Origin of the sequence: Paracoccus lutimaris, assembly GCF_003337565.1 — a bacterium.
In the GTDB taxonomy this organism is placed as follows: Bacteria; Pseudomonadota; Alphaproteobacteria; order Rhodobacterales; family Rhodobacteraceae; genus Paracoccus; species Paracoccus lutimaris.
In genome coordinates, this window is sequence record NZ_QPJL01000003.1 from 43,661 (window position 1) to 63,525 (window position 19,865).

Annotated in this window: 14 protein-coding genes; 9 read left to right on the forward strand and 5 right to left on the reverse strand. The window is 66.4% G+C overall.

The window, feature by feature from the left end; translation table 11 throughout:
• Positions 1-9: 9 nt before the first annotated feature.
• From DFP89_RS04120 to tssH, 5 genes are all read left to right on the forward strand, one after another.
• On the forward strand, positions 10-507 hold the full coding sequence (locus tag DFP89_RS04120; protein WP_114348127.1) for an Hcp family type VI secretion system effector: 498 nt from the start codon (positions 10-12) through the stop codon (positions 505-507).
• A 111-nt stretch (positions 508-618) separates the two neighbouring features.
• A complete protein-coding gene (locus tag DFP89_RS04125; RefSeq protein ID WP_181870242.1) occupies positions 619-1,200 on the forward strand; it encodes a type VI secretion system baseplate subunit TssE in 582 nt (193 codons plus the stop codon).
• Positions 1,197-3,107, forward strand: a complete 1,911-nt coding sequence (gene tssF / locus DFP89_RS04130) for a type VI secretion system baseplate subunit TssF (RefSeq protein ID WP_114348129.1) — start codon at positions 1,197-1,199, stop codon at positions 3,105-3,107. The genes DFP89_RS04125 and tssF overlap by 4 nt, the downstream gene beginning before the upstream one ends.
• The gene (gene tssG / locus DFP89_RS04135) at positions 3,104-4,108 is read left to right on the forward strand and encodes a type VI secretion system baseplate subunit TssG (RefSeq protein WP_114348130.1); all 1,005 of its coding nucleotides are present in this window, start codon (positions 3,104-3,106) and stop codon (positions 4,106-4,108) included. The genes tssF and tssG overlap by 4 nt, the downstream gene beginning before the upstream one ends.
• On the forward strand, positions 4,105-6,738 hold the full coding sequence (tssH, locus tag DFP89_RS04140; RefSeq protein WP_114348131.1) for a type VI secretion system ATPase TssH: 2,634 nt from the start codon (positions 4,105-4,107) through the stop codon (positions 6,736-6,738). Before tssG ends, tssH begins: the two co-directional genes overlap by 4 nt.
• On the opposite strand, the gene DFP89_RS04145 is transcribed toward tssH, so the two are convergent.
• The 5 genes from DFP89_RS04145 to DFP89_RS04165 are packed head-to-tail and all read right to left on the reverse strand — an operon-like array spanning position 6,735 to position 9,707.
• A complete protein-coding gene (locus DFP89_RS04145; protein ID WP_114348132.1) occupies positions 6,735-7,754 on the reverse strand; it encodes a dihydrolipoyllysine-residue succinyltransferase component of 2-oxoglutarate dehydrogenase complex in 1,020 nt (339 codons plus the stop codon). The genes tssH and DFP89_RS04145 overlap by 4 nt on opposite strands.
• Complete coding sequence (locus DFP89_RS04150) at positions 7,751-8,146, reverse strand: ExbD/TolR family protein (RefSeq protein WP_147273267.1); 396 nt, start codon at positions 8,144-8,146, stop codon at positions 7,751-7,753. The genes DFP89_RS04145 and DFP89_RS04150 overlap by 4 nt, the downstream gene beginning before the upstream one ends.
• On the reverse strand, positions 8,143-8,625 hold the full coding sequence (locus DFP89_RS04155; protein WP_114348134.1) for an ExbD/TolR family protein: 483 nt from the start codon (positions 8,623-8,625) through the stop codon (positions 8,143-8,145). The genes DFP89_RS04150 and DFP89_RS04155 overlap by 4 nt, the downstream gene beginning before the upstream one ends.
• A gap of 3 nt (positions 8,626-8,628) precedes the next feature.
• Positions 8,629-9,258, reverse strand: coding sequence for a MotA/TolQ/ExbB proton channel family protein (locus DFP89_RS04160; RefSeq protein ID WP_114348135.1), 630 nt, complete (start codon positions 9,256-9,258; stop codon positions 8,629-8,631).
• On the reverse strand, positions 9,258-9,707 hold the full coding sequence (locus DFP89_RS04165; protein ID WP_114348136.1) for a DUF2059 domain-containing protein: 450 nt from the start codon (positions 9,705-9,707) through the stop codon (positions 9,258-9,260). The genes DFP89_RS04160 and DFP89_RS04165 overlap by 1 nt, the downstream gene beginning before the upstream one ends.
• A 223-nt stretch (positions 9,708-9,930) precedes the next feature.
• On the opposite strand from DFP89_RS04165, the gene DFP89_RS04170 reads away from it, so the two are divergent.
• The 4 genes from DFP89_RS04170 (at position 9,931) to DFP89_RS04185 (ending at position 19,778) form a co-directional block, all read left to right on the forward strand.
• The gene (locus DFP89_RS04170; protein WP_245948589.1) at positions 9,931-10,344 is read left to right on the forward strand and encodes a DUF1036 domain-containing protein; all 414 of its coding nucleotides are present in this window, start codon (positions 9,931-9,933) and stop codon (positions 10,342-10,344) included.
• Between the two features lie 18 nt (positions 10,345-10,362).
• Complete coding sequence (locus DFP89_RS04175) at positions 10,363-11,169, forward strand: peptidoglycan-binding domain-containing protein (RefSeq protein ID WP_114348137.1); 807 nt, start codon at positions 10,363-10,365, stop codon at positions 11,167-11,169.
• Between the two features lie 4 nt (positions 11,170-11,173).
• Complete coding sequence (locus tag DFP89_RS04180; RefSeq protein WP_114348138.1) at positions 11,174-13,357, forward strand: M23 family metallopeptidase; 2,184 nt, start codon at positions 11,174-11,176, stop codon at positions 13,355-13,357.
• Between the two features lie 148 nt (positions 13,358-13,505).
• Entirely contained in the window at positions 13,506-19,778 is a 6,273-nt protein-coding gene (locus DFP89_RS04185; protein ID WP_114348139.1) for a hypothetical protein, read from the forward strand.
• Positions 19,779-19,865 lie beyond the last annotated feature (87 nt).

Consider the following 19,865-nt stretch of genomic DNA (forward strand, 5'->3'; position numbering starts at 1 on the left):
GCTCATCTAATGGCTGTCGATATCTTTCTGAAGCTGTCGAACAATATCAAAGGGGAGTCGCAAGACGACACCCATCGTAATGAGATCGACGTCCTGGCCTGGAACTGGGGTCTGACCCAGTCGGGCACCACCCATGTCGGCTCGGGCGGCGGCGGCGGCAAGGTGAATGTGCAAGACATCACCCTGACCAAATATGTCGACTTGGCCTCGAACGACCTGATCAAGCGCTGCACCAACGGTGAGCACATCGAATCGGGTGAGCTGATCGTGCGCAAGTCGGGCGGCGCCGCGCCGGTCGAATATTTCCGCATCAAGTTCCAGAACATCATGATCACCAGCTATTCGACCGGTGGCGCCAAGGATGGTCTGGACCGCATTCAGGAAACCCTGACCCTGAACTTCCGCCGCTTCGAAGTGGCCTACACCCTGCAGGAAGACACCGGTGCCGCCGGCGCCGAGACCCTGGCGGGCTGGGACATTGCCGAGAACAAGGAATGGAGCGCCTAATCGGCGTTTCCTTCAGGCAGTTCTGGACAGGGTCGGTGCATGTTGCCGGCCCTGTTTCTTTACGCCCGCCCCGTTCTGCGGCGGGGCAGGCGGCCAGCAACGGGGCATGGCATGGCGAAGCGTCGTCAGTCCTCTGACAGGGATCCGGGCCGGGGCGGCCTGCGTGAAATGTCGCTGATGCATATCTTTCGCGATTCCGCCGCGCGGCGGGATTCGCGCGATCAGGGCCGCCGTTATACCGAGGGCGAGCGCGACCTGACCGTTCTCAGCCAGAAGCGCCGCGAAGGCGCCAGCGAGGAATCCCTGCGCCGCAACCTTGCCCGCGACATTGCCAGCCTGATGAACACGATCCGTCTGGATGTCTGCGTCGATCTGGCAGACAATCCCCGCGTGCGTAACTCGGTCATCAATCACGGTTTTCAGGACATGGACACGATCTGGCGCGAAAACCGCACGCCCGGCGATCTGGCCCATGCCATCCGCGAGGCCCTGATCCGCAATGAACCGCGCCTGCGCGCCGAGACGCTGGAGGTCCGTCTTGACGAGATCGCACCGACCGTCGACCAGCGCCTGACCTTTGAAATCATAGCCGAAATGATTGCCGATCCGACCGATATCCCGTTGCAATTCTATGCCGAGGTGGACCCCGCCGCCGGCAAGATCGCCATGAAACGCATGCAGGGCGACGCATGAAAAAGGCCTTTCGCGACGCCTATGAGCGTGAACTGGACATGCTTTACGAACGCTCGGCCGAATTCGCCGAGGAATTTCCGGGGCTGGCCGAACGCCTTGGCGGCGTGCTGCGCGAGAATATCGACCCGACCATCGCCGGCCTTCTGGAGGGCACCGCCTTTCTGGCCGCCCGCGTCCAGCTGAAACTGGACGAGGAGTTTCGCGGCTTCACCACCGAGCTGCTGGAACAGATCTTTCCCGATGCGCTGGCGCCTGTTCCCAGCTGCATGATGGTCGAGGCACCGCCCTTGACCCGCCAGACCGGCGATGGTGAGCCCAAGGTCTTTGCGCGCGGCGAATATCTGGATGCACGGTTTCGCGACGCCGACAAGCGCGTGACCTGCCGCTTCAGCCTGACCTCGCCCCTGGTGGTGCTGCCCCTGACCGTTTCGGATCTGGTCTATCACGACCGCACCACAACCTTGGGCGGGCTGGGGCAGGACCCCGACCGGCTGAGCAAGGCCGGGTTGCAGATCGACCTGCAGCGCACCGATGGCGAGCCGATGTCCAGCCATGCGCAGGATGCGCTGACCTTTCATTTCGCCGCCGATCACCAGCGTGCCATCGCGCTTTACGAACAGATCCATTGCAATGTGACGCGCGCCTCGTTGCGCTGGTTGCAGCCCAATGGCGATGCGGCCTTCATCCGGCTGCGCCCCGACCAGATCGGGCAGATCGGCTTTGAGCGCGACGAACTGCTCTTCGACCGCAATGGCCGCATGTTCGAAGGCTTTGCCATCCTGCGCGATTTCTTTGCCTTTCCACGCAAGTTCTTGGGCTTTCGCGTCACCGGGCTGAAATCCATGCTGGGCCGCATCCCGGCCGATCAGGTGCAGCTCATCGTCGAGTTCGACCGCGCCAGCGACGAACTGGCCCGCCAGACCCAAAAGGGCGATATCCGCCTGAACTGCGCGCCCTCGATCAATCTGTTCGAGGAAAGCTCGAACCAGGTACGGCTGGACGACCGCCGCCATGAATATGTGGTGACGCCCGATTCCAGCCCGATCACGCATTACGAGATCCAGCGCCTGCTGCGCGTCCATGCCAGCTATGGCACCGCCCATGACCGGGTCGAAGTGTTCCCGCTTTACGCCCTGCCGCAGAACGCGACCGCGCCCCGCGCGACCTATTACTATACCGCGCGCCGCAAGCAGCGCCGCCTGACCGAGACCGAGCGCCGCGCCGGGCTGCGCCATGATTATCGCGGCACCGAAACCTATATCGCCATCCATGAGCCGCCCGAATCCGTGGTCGGGCGCCGGGCGCAGCGGCTGCATATCCGCGCGCTCTGCTCGAACCGCCATCTGCCGGCGGCGCTGCCTCTGGTCGGCTCGAACGATTTCAACATGGTCGCCGATCAGGCGATGCCGCTGGCCTGCATCAGCGGCCCGACCCAGCCCCGCGAAGCCATGTCCGAGGTCGAGCGCGCCGGCCCCCATCGCATGGGTCAGGGCGATGTCTATTGGCGGCTGATCTCGTATCTGTCGCTGAACCATTTCGGGCTGGACGACCGTTTCGGCCGCGACGGCGCCGCCAGCCTGCGCGAGATCCTGACGCTGTTCGCCGATGCCTCGGACAATGTGACCGAGGCGCAGGTCGCCGGCCTGACCGGGCTGGTGGTGCGCCCGGTCACCCGCTCGATCCGCCGCCCGGAGGGGTTCTTTCCCGCCCGCGGGCTGGAGCTGACCATCACCTTTGACGAAACCGCCTTCGAGGGCAGCGGCATCATCCTGCTGGGCGCGGTGCTGGACCGGTTCCTGGCCGAATATGCCAATGTGAACAGCTTTACCCAGACCGTCATCAGCAGCCGCCAGCGCGGCTTGATCCGGCGATTTCCGCCGCGCACCGGGCTTGGTCCGCTGATATGACGCCTGCCGGACCGACGACAGGCGAGGCGGGTTTTCTGGCGCTGCTGCGCCGGCTGGAGCGCGAACAGGGGCACCGGCCCCGCATCGGCCGCTCGGTCCGGCGCGCGCAGGACATCGCCGATATCGGGCAGGACCCGCAGCTGGCCTTTCCGGCCGAGGAACTGCGCCAGCCCGACAGTCCCGGCGACCGCACCCGCATCCGCGCGCAGTTCATGGGCTTTTTCGGCCCGCAAGGCGCGCTGCCCCTGAACACGACCGAGGAAGTCCTGCGTTGGCAGGACGAGGGCGAGGACGGCTTTGTCCGCTTTACCGACATCCTGTCGGCGCGGTTTTACCAGCTTTTCTTTCGCGCCTGGTCGGATGCCCATGCCATCAGCCAGCATGACCGCCCCGACGAGGACCGGTTCGGCACCTATGTCGCCGCGGTGGCCGGGATGGGCTCGCCCGCGTTTCGCGACCATGACAGCTTTCCTGATATCGCGCGGCTGCCGCTGGTCTCGATCTTTGGGGGGCGGGTGCGCAGCGCGGTGCGGCTGCGCCAGATGCTGGCCAGCTATTTCGGCCATCCGGTCGATGTTCAGGAACATCTGCCCTGCTGGCTGGAATTCGAATCCGACGACCTGCGCGGGCTGGGGCAGGGCGGCGCGCTGGGTCAGGACGTCTATCTGGGCGCGCGGCTGCAATCGGTGAACGAAAAGATCTGCATCCGCGTGAACCTGCCCGATGTCAGCGAATATCGCACATTCCTGCCCGGCCAGTCCCGTCATCTGCGGCTGGCCGATCTGGTCTTCTGGTATCTGGGCAAATGCATCGAGGTCGATCTGGCCCTTTCGCTGCCCCCCGACGCCATTCCGCCCGCGCGGCTGGGGGGCGACGCCGCCATCGGCTGGCTTGCCGCCATGCGCCCCGAGGGCATCGACCGTGTTTCCGATTACATCGAAGTTGCCCGTTTCGCGCTAAGCCGCGATGCGGGCACGCAGACTGAAAGAGGCCAGGCATGACCGCAATCACCATCGAGAAATTCGCCGGCAAGATGAACCGGCTGGGCTATGAGGCCTTTTTGCAGGCGATGCGGCAGGCGCGCGGCGACGGCAACCGCAATGTCGAACTCAGCCATTGGCTGTTTCATGCGATCTCGCATCAGGACGCCGACATCTCGGTCACGCTGCGGGGTCTTGGGCTGGACCGGGGCCGGGTGCTGAAAGACCTTGGCCAGGCCATCGACCGGCTGCAGAAGAACGTGACCGAAACCCCCGGCATTTCCGAGCGGCTGGCCGACGGGCTGAACCACGCCTGGACCTATGCGACGCTGTTCTTTGGCGAGGCGCAGATCCGGACCGGGCATCTTCTGGTGGCGCTGCTGAATGACCTGACCCTGCGGCGCGAGATCGAGCAATATTCCCCGATCTTCGCCGACATGTCCGCCGAACGCATCGGCGCCGAGGCGCGCACCCTCTGGGCCGATTCCGAGGAAGAGGACATGCGCCCGATGGACGGCACCGGCATCGGTGCGGCCAGTGCGGGGCGGGCCGAGGGGCAGGGGGCCTCGACCGCGCTGGGGCGGTTCTCGGTCGACATGACCGCGCAGGCCGCCGAGGGCAAGATGGACCCGGTGGTGGGCCGCGATGACGAGATCCGCCAGATCGTCGACGTGCTGATGCGCCGGCGCCAGAACAACCCGATCCTGACCGGCGAGGCCGGCGTCGGCAAGACCGCCGTGGTCGAGGGCTTCGCCCAGAAACTGGCCGCGAACGAGGTGCCCCCCACCCTGCAAGGCATGCGCCTGCACATGCTGGATATCGGCGCCATGCAGGCCGGGGCCAGCATGAAGGGCGAGTTCGAACAGCGCCTGCGTTCCGTCATCGACGAGGTGCAAGCGAGCCCCGTCCCGATCATCCTGTTCATCGACGAGGCGCATACGCTGGTGGGTGCGGGCGGCGCGGCGGGCACGGGCGACGCCGCGAACCTGCTGAAGCCGGCGCTTGCGCGCGGCACCCTGCGCACCATCGGCGCCACGACCTGGGCCGAATACCGCAACTATTTCGAGAAAGACCCGGCGCTGACCCGGCGTTTCCAGCCGATCGCGGTGGATGAACCCTCAATCGAGGTGGCCTGCTACATGATGCGCGGGTTGCTGGGTCCGATGCAGACCCATCACAAGGTCCGCATCTCGGACGCGGCGCTTGAGGCGGCGGTGAAGCTGTCGGCGCGCTACCTGCCGGCGCGGCAATTGCCCGACAAGGCGGTGTCGCTTCTGGATACGGCCTGCGCCCGGGTGGCGGTCAGCCAATCCGCCATCCCCGCCCGCATCGCCGATCTGCGCGCCGAGATCGCATCTTACGAAAGCGAGATCATCGCCCGCGAGGCCGAGCGCGAGCTGGGCGAGGCCGACGAAGCCCGGCTGGAGGAAACCCGCCAGCGCCTGAAAACTGCGCAGGACAATCTGGCCGATCTGGACCGCGCCTATGCCGACGAGAAGTCGCTGGTCGAGCAGATCCTTGGCCTGCGTGCGCGCCTTGCCGAAAAGGCCGGCGAGGATTTCGACGAAGCGACCGTCCGCGCGGAACTGACCGGGGCCATGGACCAGCTTGGCCAGATCCATGCCGATGACCGCATGATCTGGCCGCATGTCGATGAACAGGCGGTGGCAAGCGTCATCAGCGACTGGACCGGCATTCCTGCGGGCCGTATGGTCGCCGATGAATTGCAGGCCGTGCTGGGTCTGGCCGACCATCTGCGCGAACGCGTCATCGGTCAGGATCAGGGCCTGCAGATGATCGCGCGGCGCGTCGAAACCGCCCGCGCCGGCCTTGGCAATCCCGAAAAGCCCATCGGGGTCTTCATGCTCTGCGGCCCCTCGGGCGTCGGCAAGACCGAAACCGCGCTGGCTCTGGCCGAGGCGCTTTACGGCGGCGAGCAGAACGTCATCACCATCAACATGTCCGAATTCCAGGAGGCGCATTCCGTATCGCTGCTGAAAGGCGCACCCCCCGGCTATGTCGGCTATGGCGAGGGTGGCCGCCTGACCGAGGCCGTGCGCCGCAAACCCTATTCCGTCGTCCTGCTGGACGAGATGGAGAAAGCCCATCCCGACGTCCACGAGCTGTTCTTTCAGGTCTTCGACAAGGGCCGGATGGAGGACGGCAATGGCCGCCCGATCAACTTCCGCAACACGCTGATCCTGATGACCTCGAACGTGGGGACCGGCACGATCATGAACCTTGCCCCCGAGGGCACGATCACCGACGCCGAAACCATGGAAGCCGCGCTGAAAGAGGAGCTTCTGGGCACCTTCCCACCGGCGCTCTTGGGCCGGATCGTCTCCATCCCCTATGTGCCGCTCTCGGCCGAGGTGCTGGGCGGGATCTCGCGGCTGAAACTCGGCTCGGTGGCGCGGCGGATGCGGGATTCGCATGGCACGCAACTGGTCTGGGACGGCGCGGTCATCGACCATATCGTGGCGCAATGCCGCGACCCCGACAGCGGCGGGCGGATGATCGACAATATCATCACCAACTCGATCCTGCCCGACCTGTCGCGTCAGGTGCTGTCGCGCATGGTCTCGGGCGAGCCGATGTCGGATGTGACGATCAAGGTGGGCGACGGCGGCTTCGCCTATGATTTCGCCTAGCGGATATAGACGCTGGCGACCCCGGTCAGGGCTTCGGGGCCGACCTCGCGGGCAAGCTGGTCAAAGAATGTCTCGGCCAGCTCGCCGGCGGCGCGGCTGACGGTCTCGGGGCGGGTGGGGGTTGCCACGGCGATCAGCAATTGATGGGTGTCGCGGGCGTCGCCGTCGCGCGCCACCGGCACCTCAAAGCTGATCTTTCCGCCTGAATTGACCAGAAAGCGACGCAGGTCGTGGGTGGCACCATTGTCATCGACAAGGATCAGGGAGACATGGCGCCCGGTCGCACCCGAAATCGTGCCGCGCAGGGTATTGCCGCTGGGCACGTCCTGCGCCGCAAGCTGCACCGCCAGCGGAAAGACCGGATAGCGCAGATCCCGCCGGGCAAAGGTCAGTCCGGGGCATTGCCGCGGATCCAGCAGGACCGCCTGTCCGGTGATCTCGGTTTCCAGCCCCTGCGTCAGATCGCGCAGCAGCCCCGGGATCTGGCCGTCATCCGAGGCCAGCAGGCTTAGCCGGATCTCGCCGTCAGCGGTCAGTGCCGGCAGGGCCAGCAGGCAGGGTGCGGTCAGCCGGGTGCGGATGCGCTCGAACAGCTCGATCAGGCGGGGATCGGTCTCGGCCGCAGTCTTGGCGGCGGATTCGGGGGCAGATTCGGGGCCGGGCGGGATCTCGGGCGCGGCGGGGGTGGGGGTCTCGGCCCCAGCCATGGGCAGGGCCATGTTGGGCAGGATCGGCGACATGCCCGCGACCGGGGTCTCTTGTTTGGTGGCGCCGGTTTCAGCCGCAATCTCGGGGGCGGGAACCGGGGTGGTGACGGGGGTCAGGATTTCCGCCGGGGCATTGTTGCCGGGCAGGGTCAGGGCGGTCAGCTGGATCGCAACCGGCGTCACCGGCTCATCCGTGGCCCAGGACCATGTGGGCCGCCAGATCAGCGCCCCCGCCGCTGCCGCATGCACGGAAAGCGAGATTGTCACCGCCAGCGTCCATCCGCGCGCGGTGGCTTGCGCCCCGATCATCCGCCCAGCCCCTTGATCGTGACCAGACGCAATTCATGCCCCGCCAGTTCCGGGCGCCGCATCAGCCCCACGAGCAGCCCCGCAGGCGCATTGCGGTCCAAAAGCAGATGCACCGGCCCCGGGCTTGCGGCCAGCGCGCCGGGCAGCGCCTCGGGCCGGATGGGCTGGCCGTTCAGCCGCCAGTCCTCGGGGCCGAGGACCTCAAGCACGGGCGAGGGCAGCGTATCAGGCGACAGCGTGGTGGTGGTCGCCAGTTCCAGCTGGGTCCGGACCTTGGAATCCTGCCCGGCCAGCAGGAAGTAAAAGATCAGCAGCAGCACGATATTGACGATCGCCAGCGAGGTATCGACTTGCACCTTGCGGCCCCGGCTGGTGGGTAGGCGCATGCTCATGGCGCGGCCCCCGGGGCCGAGGGTGCCTCGGCGATCTGGACCGAGGTGATGCCATGCGCCGACAGCAGTTCCAGCACCGTCGCGACGTTCTGGACCGGCACGTCGGGGCGCAGGATGATCAGCACATGCCGGGTCTGTTGCAGCGCAAGGGCGTCGGCCAGCGCCTGCATCCGGTCAAGGCCGAAACGCTGCCCGGATGCGACGATGCCATCCGGGTTCAGCGTCCAGATCGCGGTGGCGCTGGTCTCGGTCACGGCGGTCGAGGCGCTGGCCGGGGCCTCGCCGCCCCCATCGCCGCGAAGCGCACCGCTGCGCAGGGACAGCATGGAATAGGCCGAAAGGTTCGAGGACAGCATGAAAAAGATCAGCAGCTGAAACAGCACATCCGCCAGCGCCGTCATCGAAAAGGCGACACCCTTCCTGCGCCGGACCGGCAGGTCCAGCCCCGGCGCGCGCATCAGGCTGGGCGCGCCCTGCATCGCTCAGCCCCGCTGCGGCCTTGCGATCCGGCCATGGATCGCGGCCGAGACCGCCAGCTCGATGCTTTGGCGTTCGTCATCGATCCGCCCCTCCAGCCAGGCCGAGACGAAATAGGCCACCAGCGCGATGGCAAGACCGGCGGCGGTGGTGGTCAGGGCGGTCCAGATGCCCCCGGCCAGCAGCCGCGGGTCCGAGCTTTGCTGGCTGAGCGCAAGGCTGCCAAAGGCGTCGATCATGCCGATCACCGTGCCCAGAAGGCCCAGCATCGGCGCCATCTGCACCACGGCCTCAAGCAGGCGCATGCGCTGGCCCATCTGCACCAGCTCGGCCAGCGCGACCTGCCGGCCCAGCTCTTCGCCATAGGCGGGATCGCCGGGGCGGGCGCGCAGCCCGGACATGACCGCGCCAAGGACGCGCGACAGCACGGTCTTGCCGGCCTGCGCCTTGCGCTGCGCCTCGTCGGGACGGCCGTTCAGCCAGTCGTCCAGAATGGTTTCGCCCAGCTTGTGATGGCCCACGCCCATGCGGCGGAACTGCATCAGCTTGAAAATCACCACCGTCAGCGTCAGTATCGACAGCCCCGCAAGCGCGGCAAAGACGGCCCAGGTCGTAAGCGGCAGATCCCAGTGCATCACAGACCGAAATCAATATCCGTGCGGGTCTGGGTGGCCAGCCCGCCCAGGCAGATGTCGCGCAGATCGGCGCCGTCCTCGGCGCTGCATTCGGCGACATCGTTGACGACGATGCGACCGATATCGGCGCAGGGGCGGTCCGGCAGCGGGAACAGCCCGACGCGGGTCTTGCCGGCGATCATGCCGCCGAAATCAAGGATCGGCAGCGATTGCACGGCCCCGGCCTTGTCAAAGATCGCGACCTGCCAGGCGGCGCGCTTGATCCCGGTCTCCAGCTGATTCGTCGCCACGATGGTCAGCTGGCAGCCGCCCGCCTTGGTATCCGAGGCGCCATTCAGCTCCAGCATGACACGGCTGTCCGGGCCGGGCGCGGCCGCGTCCTGGGCCAGGGCAGGAGAGGCAAGGCCAAGGCTCAGCGCGATGAGCAACCTTCCAAAATAGCGCGGCATGGCAGTCCTTTCAGAGAACCGGTTAACAGGTCGGGTGCAGGGACATTGCCGAACCCCACACGCGCAAATTGTGATACATTCTTGTGGCGCCTCGCCGGAGTGCCGGGATGCGCCAAGGTTGCGAAAGCGGTCAGGATCGGTTTCATGGGAATGAAATCTCCTATGCCTATGGGCTGTAACACGGCTGGAAGCGTTGCTCAATCGGTGCTCTGTCAACCCTGCGTTGTATTTTTGCCGCCGTGGCCTGTTTGCGGCGCTGGTCGCGCTGCTTCCTGCCGGTGCCGCGCAGGCCGGGTTGCGGCTGTGCAACCAGTCCTTTGACGTGCTCAATGTCGCCATCGCCGCGCCTGCGGGCGAGGATGTCGTGACCCGCGGCTGGTGGCGCGTGGCCCCGAACCAATGTGCGACATTGCAGCGCGAGACGCTGACGTCACGCTATTATTATGTCTTTGCTGCGGATGTATTCGGTAATGAGGTTCTGGCAGGCGCGATTCCGCTTTGCGTGGCGCCGCGCCGCTTCGAGATCGAGGGTCAGCGCGATTGTCTGCTGCGCGGCTATCTGGACGCGCGCTTCGCCGAGGTCGATACCGGGGATCAGCCGAACTGGACGGTTTTTGTGACACCAAGACCGAATTGAGGGGTGAAGGGGTCGGGAATGGGCAAGAGGATGATCGTCGCGACATCTCGGATCGGGCTGGCCCTGGGCGGCTGGCTGGCCTGCGCAACGCTGGCATTGGCGCAGGGCGGGCTGGTGATCGCGCCGCTGCCCTCGGATGTGGTGATCGGTGCCCAGTCCAATGCGGCGCCGACGGAAACCGTGCTGCCCGCCGGCGCTGTGGTGACGGCGTTGACGCCGGCCGATCCCGGCCTGTCGGCCTTGCCCGCGGCGCCGCGCGCCGGACTGCCGCGCCCGTCGATCATCGTGGGCGACATGGCGATTCTGGCGGCGATGGAGCCGCGCGGGCCGCTGGGCCTGTCCTTCGCGCTGCGCGAGGTGATCCGCCAGCGCGACATCGCGCTGTTCGAGCGGCTGTTGGGCCGCGGCGTCCTGGACCCAGATCCCGACCGCATGGCCGAGGCGATCCAGACCGAATTGCGTCGCGCCGATTGCTATACCGGCCGCATCGATGGCGACTGGGGCAGCGGCTCGGTCCGCGCGGTCGAGCGCTGGCGGCAGGCGGCCGGGGCCTCGGTCGCGGGCGACCCGCAGCCGCAACTGTTCCGCGCCATTGCCCGCAGCGGCGACCTGCGCTGCGCCGCTATTGTCGCCCCCGTTGTCGTCGCCACGCCGCCCCGGGGCGGCGCGGGCGGGGGCGGCTCGGGCGGGGGTGGCGCGTCGGGCCGGCCGAAACCGGTCGCGGCAAAGCCCGCGCAACCGGCCAAGCCCGTCCAGCCGGCGAAACCCGCCACCACCTCGCCGCAGTTCAACCCCTCGATGATCGGGTCGGGGATGTTCCGCTGAACCGATGACCAGGGTCGATCCCCGCTTTCGCCAGATGGGCCAGGGGGCGCGTCGCCGCCGCCGGCGCGGACTGGCGCTGCGTACCGGGGCCGGGCTGGTGGTCTTCGCGGGTCTCGCGGTGCTGACCTGGCCGCGAATCGCGCCGCAGGTCTTGTCCTGGCTGCAGCCCGCGCCGGCGGCCACCATGGTTCAGGTCGAGACGGAATTCGACATCGCGCCGGTGGTTCGTGTCGATACCTTCGCCGATATTCCGGGCGATCCCTTGATCATCCCGGCGCCGCAGGACAACCAGCGCCCCGACATGCAGCGCCGCCCCGCCCCCGCGGCGCTGGCCGCGTCGCGCCGACTGCCCGCGCCGGCGGCCGAACTGGCGGTGCTCGACAGCCGGCTGATCGCGCAGGACCGCCAGCTCGTCGCGGCGCTGCCCTCGACCCGCGAGGAATTCGCGCTGTTTCAGGCCGAACGTGGCCGGGGGCGGCTGATGACCGCCGGCCTGAGCGGTGCCGAGGACGTTGCGGGCGTGACGCCCGAGGCGCAGCGCGCAAGTTCGGGCATCGCCTTTCTGCGCGATGCGGTCAGCCGCGTGCCGCTGTGGCGCGAGCTGATTCTTGAAACCACCATCGAGACCCGCCCCGAGGCTCTGCTGGCGGCGAATGGCTTCAGCCCGGCGCAGGCCGACCGCCTGGGCGCGCGCCTGCGCGGACAGCTTGAGCTTGCCGAGACGCTGCCAGCGGGCGCGGTGCTGGCGCTGCGCTATCGGCCGCAAAGCGGCTTGCGCGAGGTGATCCAACTGACGCTTTACGATCGCGGCGGATATGTCGGGTCGCTGGCGCTGTCGGCGGCGGGGCAGCTGGTGCCGGGGGCCGATGCCTGGGCGGACCAGCCGCTCTTGCAAAAGGCGCTGGCGGGCGACCCGGCCCCGGCTTCCGCAGGGCAGCAGCGTTTGCTGGACGTGATCTATTCCGCCGCTCTGCGCAACGAGGTGCCGACCGAGATCATCGGTGAGGCTCTGGCGCTGATGTCGCAGGTCTACGACCTTGACGGCTTTGCCGATGCGCGGGACCGGCTGGAGCTGATCTATGCCGCCGAAGCTGCGGGGCGTCCCGGCGCGGTGATGTTCGTCGGCGTCAGCGGGCCTTCGGGCGAGAAGCGTTGCTATGTCGTTCCCGCCGAGGCCGGCGAAGGCTTTGAATGCTATGCTCCGGGGGCGCGCGTTCAGATGCGCGGGACATCGGCGCAATTGCAGCCGCCGGTGGGCGGCGTGCTGTCGCAGCGTTTCGTGCCGCCCTCGGGCGATGCGGCGCAGGCCGGGCGCGGGCAGGTGGCCTGGACGGTGCCGCCCGGCAACCCGGTGCTGGCCGCCGGTGCCGGCAGCGTCATTCTGGCCACTGGCGACCGGGTCGAGATCGCGCATGAGGACGGGCTGGTCAGCCGCTATATCGGCCTTGCCGCGCTGGCACCGGCCATCGCCAAGGGGGCGGCGGTTGCGCGCGGTGCGGTGATCGGCGAAACCGGCCAGATGCCGGGGCAAGAGCAGCCCGAGCTGGCCTTCATGCTGCTCGAGGGCGGCAGGCCGGTCGATCCGATGCCCTATTTCGGCGGCGGGACCGAGGCGTTGGCCTCGGATTCCATCGAATCGCTGATCGGCCATATCATCCGCGTCGAAAGCGCCGGCAATGCCTCTGCCAAGAACCCGCGCTCGACCGCGACCGGGCTGGGGCAGTTCATCGAAAGCACCTGGCTGCGGATGCTGCGCAGCTATCGCCCGGACCTGATCGTCAGCCTGTCGCGGGCCGAATTGCTGGACCTGCGGCTTGACCCCGACATGTCGCGGCAGATGGTCCGCCATCTGGCCCAGGAAAACGAAGGCTATTTGCGCGCGCGCGGCCATGCGATCTCGGCCGGGCGGCTGTATCTGGCGCATTTCCTGGGCCCGGCGGGGGCCGATCAGGCCCTGCGTGCCCATCCGGCGCAATCGGTGGACAGCGTGATGGGCGCGGCGGTGGTCTCGGCCAATCCCTTCCTGCGCGGCTGGTCCATCGCCCAGCTGCAGAACTGGGCCGAGCGCAAGATGAGCGGCTCGGCCGCGATGCCGGCGGTGATGGTGGTGCCCGAGACCCCCGCCTCGCCCCTGATCCGCGCCTTCATGGCCGACATGGACGGCCTGCGCGGCGCCCGCAAGGGCTGAGAGGTGATGCCCGAAAGCGGGCCGAGGGCAAAAACCGATGCTTTCCGCACATATTTCCTTGTGTTGCGGGTGAAGGGCAAAGTAACCCTACTGCGTAAAGATTTAACAATCTCTGCTCCTGCCTTTATCGAAAAGAAGACACCAGCCGATGTTCCCGATTAACAAGAATTCGATCAGTCTGATCTGCCGCGCCCATCTTCTTCTGACAACCGCACTGATCTCGGTCGCGCCGCTGGCCTTCGGCGGCGGCATGGTCCGGGCACAGATGTATCTGGATAACGGCGATACGCCCGGCGGCAGCACCTATGAGACCGTCAGCGGCAGCTGGAGCAATGGCAGCCAGATCTGGAACGATGGCAGCGGTGCGGGCGCGCAGAACGACACCCTGCCGCCGGACGAGATCGGCGTGCTGACCAGCCAGGGCGGCTCTTCGATCACGCTGACCCTGAATGGCAATATCTCTGCGGGCGGGCTGCGGCTGGATTCGGGCGATTACTTGCTGACCGGCGGGACGCTGCGCGCGGGCAATCTCGGCGGCGGCTCATCGGCGATCCTCAGTTTTGCTGTCGCCGATGGCAGCATCCTGACGATCGCCTCGAATGTCGAGGCCGACGTGAATACGGGCCGTATCGACATCCTCGAGACCGGCGCCGGCACCGGCCAGGTCAGGTTTACCGGCGACACCCAGGGGCAGATGGTCAATGCCAGCACCGCCCGCCATTCCGGTCAGCATACCGGCGATCTTCAGAACGACGGGACCTTCCAGCTGACCGGTGATATCGACGGCGATCTGACCAACTCCGGCAGCTTCACCCTTGCCGGCAATGTCGAAGGGCTGATCACGAACTCGGGTCTGATTGCGACGGGTCTGACCGGCGGGACCGCGGACAACCTGACCAACCTTGCCGACAGCACCGTGGTTGTCGGCGAGGGGCAGACGCTGACCGTCGACAACGAGATCCAGAATAGCGGCACCATCCAGCTGAATGCGACCGGGACCGGTTTCGGCACGCTGGACGCGGATGTGAACAACCTGACGGGCAGCATCCTGCGCCTGGGCAATGGCGGCCGGGTCGAGGGCTCGCTGGTCAATGCTGGCCAGATCGGCGGCACCGGTACCATCACCGGCTCGCTCAACAACCTCAATTCCGCCGCCATCGCCGGGAGCATCGGGGGCGCGGTCACCAACGACGGTACGCTGACAACCGTCGGCAACCTGAGTGTCCTGTCGGCGACCAATGGCGGGACGCTGAACGTGGGCGCGGGGCACGAGCTGAATTCCGGCTCGGCCATGGTGAACAACGGCGTGATCAACCTTGCCGGCGATCTGCTGGATGGCGTGACGAACAACGCCGGCAGCACCATCAACATGACCACCGCCGGTTCGGGCATCGACGGCAGTGTCACGAATGCCGGCACCATGAACATCATGGGCGCGATCGAGGGGCAGCTTTACAACCGCGGCGTGGTCACGACCGCCGGCGACGTCGAGGTCGACAGCCTGTATGTCGCCGCGGCCGGAAGCACCACGATCGGCGCGGGGCACGAACTGACCACGACGCAGCTGGCGCAGAACTTCGGGACCACGACGGTCTCGGGCACGCTGAACGGCAGCATTCACAACAGCACCCTTGGCGGGGTCATCGGGCGGCTGGATCTGACCGGCGGCGCCATCAACGGCAATGTCGACAATGACGGCGTGATGAATGGCCGTGGCAGCGTGTCCGGCCTGGTGGACAATTCCGGCACCCTGAACACCACCGGCACGCTTTCGGTGGGAAGCCTGATCAACAGCGGCACGACTGTGGTCCAGAGCGGCAATCAGCTGAACTCGGCCGGATCGATCCTCAACTCGAACCAGATGACCGTGAACGGGACCGTTTCGGTGGCAACAGGCAGCCAGCTGACCAATAGCAGCACCGGCACGCTGACCCTGGCGGGGGCCCAGATTCTGGGAAGCATCACCAATGACGGCGACATGGATGTCAACAGCAACTCGCGCGTCCAGGGCAACCTGACGAACAACGCCAACCTGTCGCTGAATTCGACCGGCGGCGCCGATGTCACGCTGACCGTGGACAATATCTTTGTCAACCGCGGCACGGTCGATGGCACCGGCACGGGCGATCTGACCATTGTCACCAACCTTTACGACAATGACGGCGGCACGGTCGCCAACGTGAACGTGATCGGCGACCTGCTCAACCGCAGCACGCTGACCTATTCCGAGGATTCCTTCATCAATGGCGGCCTGCGCAATGCGCAGACGGGTTCGGTCACGGTCTCGGCCGGTCTGGACATGACCGACCATAACGTCGTGAACCAGGGCAACTTCCTTGTCACCACCGACGCCGATTCGACCGGAAACCTGCATAACGTCGTTGAGCTGACGAACAGCGGCAATTTCACCATCGACACCAACGCCTCGGTTGAGGCCGGTTCGGCGGAGAACGCCGCCCCCGGCACGATGACGATTGCCGGCACCTTGGACTCGAACCTGCTGAACCGTGGTCAAGTCGACATGGACGGCGGGGTGGTCGACGGCCAGCTGACCAATAACGGCGAGCTGAACGGCACCGGTACGGTGATCGGCGGACTGGTCAACAATGGCACAAGCACCATGACCGGGGAGGTCCGGAACCGGCTGACCAACGAAGGTACCGTGATCCTGAACGGCGAGTTGCAGGTCGGGGAGCTGCACAACAACGAGCAGTTCAGCATCGGCGCCTCGGGCATACTGCAATCGACCACCACTGCCCAGAACGCCGGCAGCCTGACCGTTGCCGGCCGGCTCGAGGCCAATCTGCGCAACACCGGCACCACGACGCTTGTCGCTGGCAGCACCATCCTCGGCAACGTCAACAATACCGAAGATGGGGGGCTGAACGGCAGAGGTACGATTTCGGGCGCGCTGGCCAATGCCGGGACCGCCCAGATCGGCGGCCACGTCACCGGTCAGGTCACGAATACCGGCAGTCTGACCTCGGTCGGGCCGCTGCGTGTCGGCGGGCTGACCAACGAGCAAACGCTCATTGTCGGGACGAGCAGCACGCTGACCTCGGATACGGCCGTGCTCAACGAGGGTGCCGCGTCGATCCACGGCACGCTGGTTGCCGCGCTGAACAATACCGGCACCACGACGCTAGCGAATGGCCGAGTGACGGGTGCGGTCACCAACACCCAAAACGGCCTGCTGGACGGCACGGGCCAGATTTCGGGTACGCTGGCCAATGCCGGGACGGCCGAGTTCGGCGGCCGCGTTACCGGTCAGGTCACGAATACCGGCAGGCTGACCTCGGTCGGGACGTTGCGCGTCGGCGGGCTGACCAATAGCGCGACGCTGACCGTCGCCGAGGACAGCACCCTTCAGTCCGACAGCGCCGTCCAGAACAACCAGCTGACGACCATTGCCGGGCGCTTGCAGGGCGATCTGAACAATGCCGGCACCACCACGATGTCTGGCGGTTCGGTGACGGGCACGCTGATCAACACCAACCAGCTGAGCGGCGACGGTACCATCGAGACGCTGGACAACCGCGGCACCGCAGCGATGAGTGGGCGGGTCGATACGCTGGCCAATACCGGGACGCTGTCCAGCCGGGGTAGGCTCAGCGTCGGTTCGCTGACCAATGACGAACTGGTGCGTGTCACGGCCGGATCGACCCTGAGCATGGACAATGCGCTGCTGAACCGCGACCGGCTGATCGTCGCCGGCACGATCGAGGGGCGGCTCGACAACCGCAGCAGCACGGTCATGGTCGGGGGCACGATCGATGGTTCTGTCGACAACGCGGCCAGCGGGACCTTCTCGGGCTCGGGCAGGGTCGACGGCACGCTGACCAATGCCGGAACCCTGACCGCTGACGGCGATCTGAGCGTCGGGCGGTTGATCAATAACGCCACGGTCGATGTCTTGGAGGACGGGGAACTGAGCTCGGACACCGCGGTCAGAAACAACGCGGCGCTGCGCGTGGCCGGCACGCTGGCGGCGGATCTGCTGAACGGCGCCGCCGGCACCACGACCCTGGCCAATGGCACGATCGACGGCAATGTCAGCAATATCGGCTCGCTGACCGGCACCGGCACGATCACCGGACAGCTGGCCAACAGCGGTGTTGCCAGGATCGCTGGCGAGGTCACCGACCTGCTGAACCTGTCCGGCGGCCGGCTGACCACCTCGGACGATCTTGCGGCGACCAGTTTCAGCAATGCCGGGCAGGCGGTCATTGCCGCGAATACCGAGCTGACGGTGACGAATCCCGTGCAGAACGTCAGCGGCGGTGTGCTGCAGATCAATGGCAGCCTGCTGGGGTCGCTGGCCAATGCCGGGACGCTGAACGGGGCGGGGGAAATCTCGCAAACGGTAAGCAACGGCGGCATCGCCAACTGGCGCGGCCGGATCGGCGGCAGCTTCGGCAACAGCGGCACCGCCAATCTGGGCGGCTCGATCGCGGGCGGCCTGGAAAATGCCGATGGCGGCGTCGTGACCACGGTGGGCGACCTTTCCGTCTCTGGCGAAAGCGGCGTGACCAACAGGTCGGGCGGGCGCTTCGTCGTTGCCGATGACACGACCCTTGCCGTGACCCACGCGCTGACGAACGAGCGGGGCGGCCACCTGACCGTCGCAGGCGAGTTGCAGGGCAGCGTGACCAATGCCGGGACCATCGTGCAGACCGGGTTGCTGACCGGCACGTTGACCACCACGGGCAGCGCCAGCCTGAACGGCCTGATCACCGGCAACCTGAATTATGACGGTGGCTCGCTGCTGACCGGCGACAATTTCCGCGTCGGCGGCGATTTCCGGCTGGGGCATGACTACACCATCGAGGCCGGGCGCCAGATCAATGCCGCGCGTACGGTGGTGACGGCAGGCAGCACGCTGGACCTGAATGGCGCGCTGGTCGGCGCGCTGCTCAACAATGGCCGGGTCGAGGTGCGCGGCGACGACGCCAGCGTCAGCGGCCTTGTCACCAACAACCGCGTGGTCTCGCTGTCGAACGGCGCCGGACAGGCCAATGTCGGCACCGATGTGCTGACCGTGGGCGGGCTTGCGGGCGGCGGCAGCTATTATCTGGACGTCGATACCCGCAATGCCACCGCGGACCAGATCGTCGTCAGTGGCGGCGCGGCGACCGGCACTTACCGGTTGGAGCTGAACTTCATCGATCCGAGCACGGTTCTGAGCACCAACAACCGGCTGATGCTGATCGACGTGGATGAAAGCTTCGGCGACCAGAACACCTACGACATCACGCATAGCGACCTGCCCGCGATCTCCGAGCGGATTTCCTATTCAATCGACCGCGCCTCGGGCAATGGCGACGCGACGCTGGTGGCGCAGACCAACCCCGCCATCGGCGCGCTGTTTGGCAATGTGGCACTGACCCAGTCGCTGATCGGCTCGGTCATCAACCGCCCGACCAGCCCCTTCGTCACCGCGCTGGCCTACGAGGACAAGGATAAGCCCTGCGGCGTCGGCAGCTGGGGCCGGATCACCGGCGGTCACGCCACGGCCACCGGCTCGACCGACAACGGTGTCAGCTCGGTCGAAAGCGAGATCACGGCCGATTACTACGGCATGCAGGTCGGCACCGATCTGGCCTGTTTCGACGACCGTTTCGGCGGTTGGGACATGGCCCTTGGCGTGCTGGGCGGCATCAACCGCGGCGATACCAACCAGCCGGTCTATGCCATCGACCCGAACAATTCGCAGAACGTCACCGGCACGCTGACCAGCTATACCTCGACCGATTTCGAGCAGCGCTATGTCGGCGTCTACATGACCGCGAACCGTGGCCGCCTGCAGGCCGACCTGCAATACCGTCTGGAAAAGACCGATTTCACCATCGAGAACAAGGGTGTCGGCAACTATCAGGGGCTTGGTCTTGACGAGACCGATTTCTCCAGTGACGGGTACACGCTCAGCGGTTCGCTCAGCTACGGCATCCCGGTCGGTGAAAGCGGCTGGGCGGTGGTGCCGACCGTGGGCTTCGCCTGGTCGAAAATGTCCACGGATTCCATCCCCTTCGGCGGCACCGGGACGGATGCAGGCTATCGGCTGAGCTTTGACGACAGCACCCGCAAGATCGGCTTTGTCGGCGCCACGGTCGCCAAGACCTTCGTGCAGCCCTCCCAGAACGCGGCGCTGAGCACCTTCGCCACGGCGACCTGGTACAAGGATTTCGCCGATCCGACGATCTCGGTCTTCAGCAATGACAACGACTCGAGCTTTACGCCGCAAAAGCTGGAATCCGACAATCTGGGCGCTTACGGCGAAATCAGCATCGGCGCGAACTGGATCAAGGTGCTGGGTCCCAAATCGCGTGGCCGCCAGATCAGCGCCGGGGCCCGCATCGATGCGCGCTTTGGCGACCAGCTGGACAGCATCGGCGTTTCGGGCCAGTTCCGCTGGCAGTTCTGATCGGCAATTCCGGCTGGCCTCCTGCAGGGGGGGCCGCTAGTCTGCGGCAACCGTCCCGGCTGCCGGATCCGCGAATTCTGCGCGGTG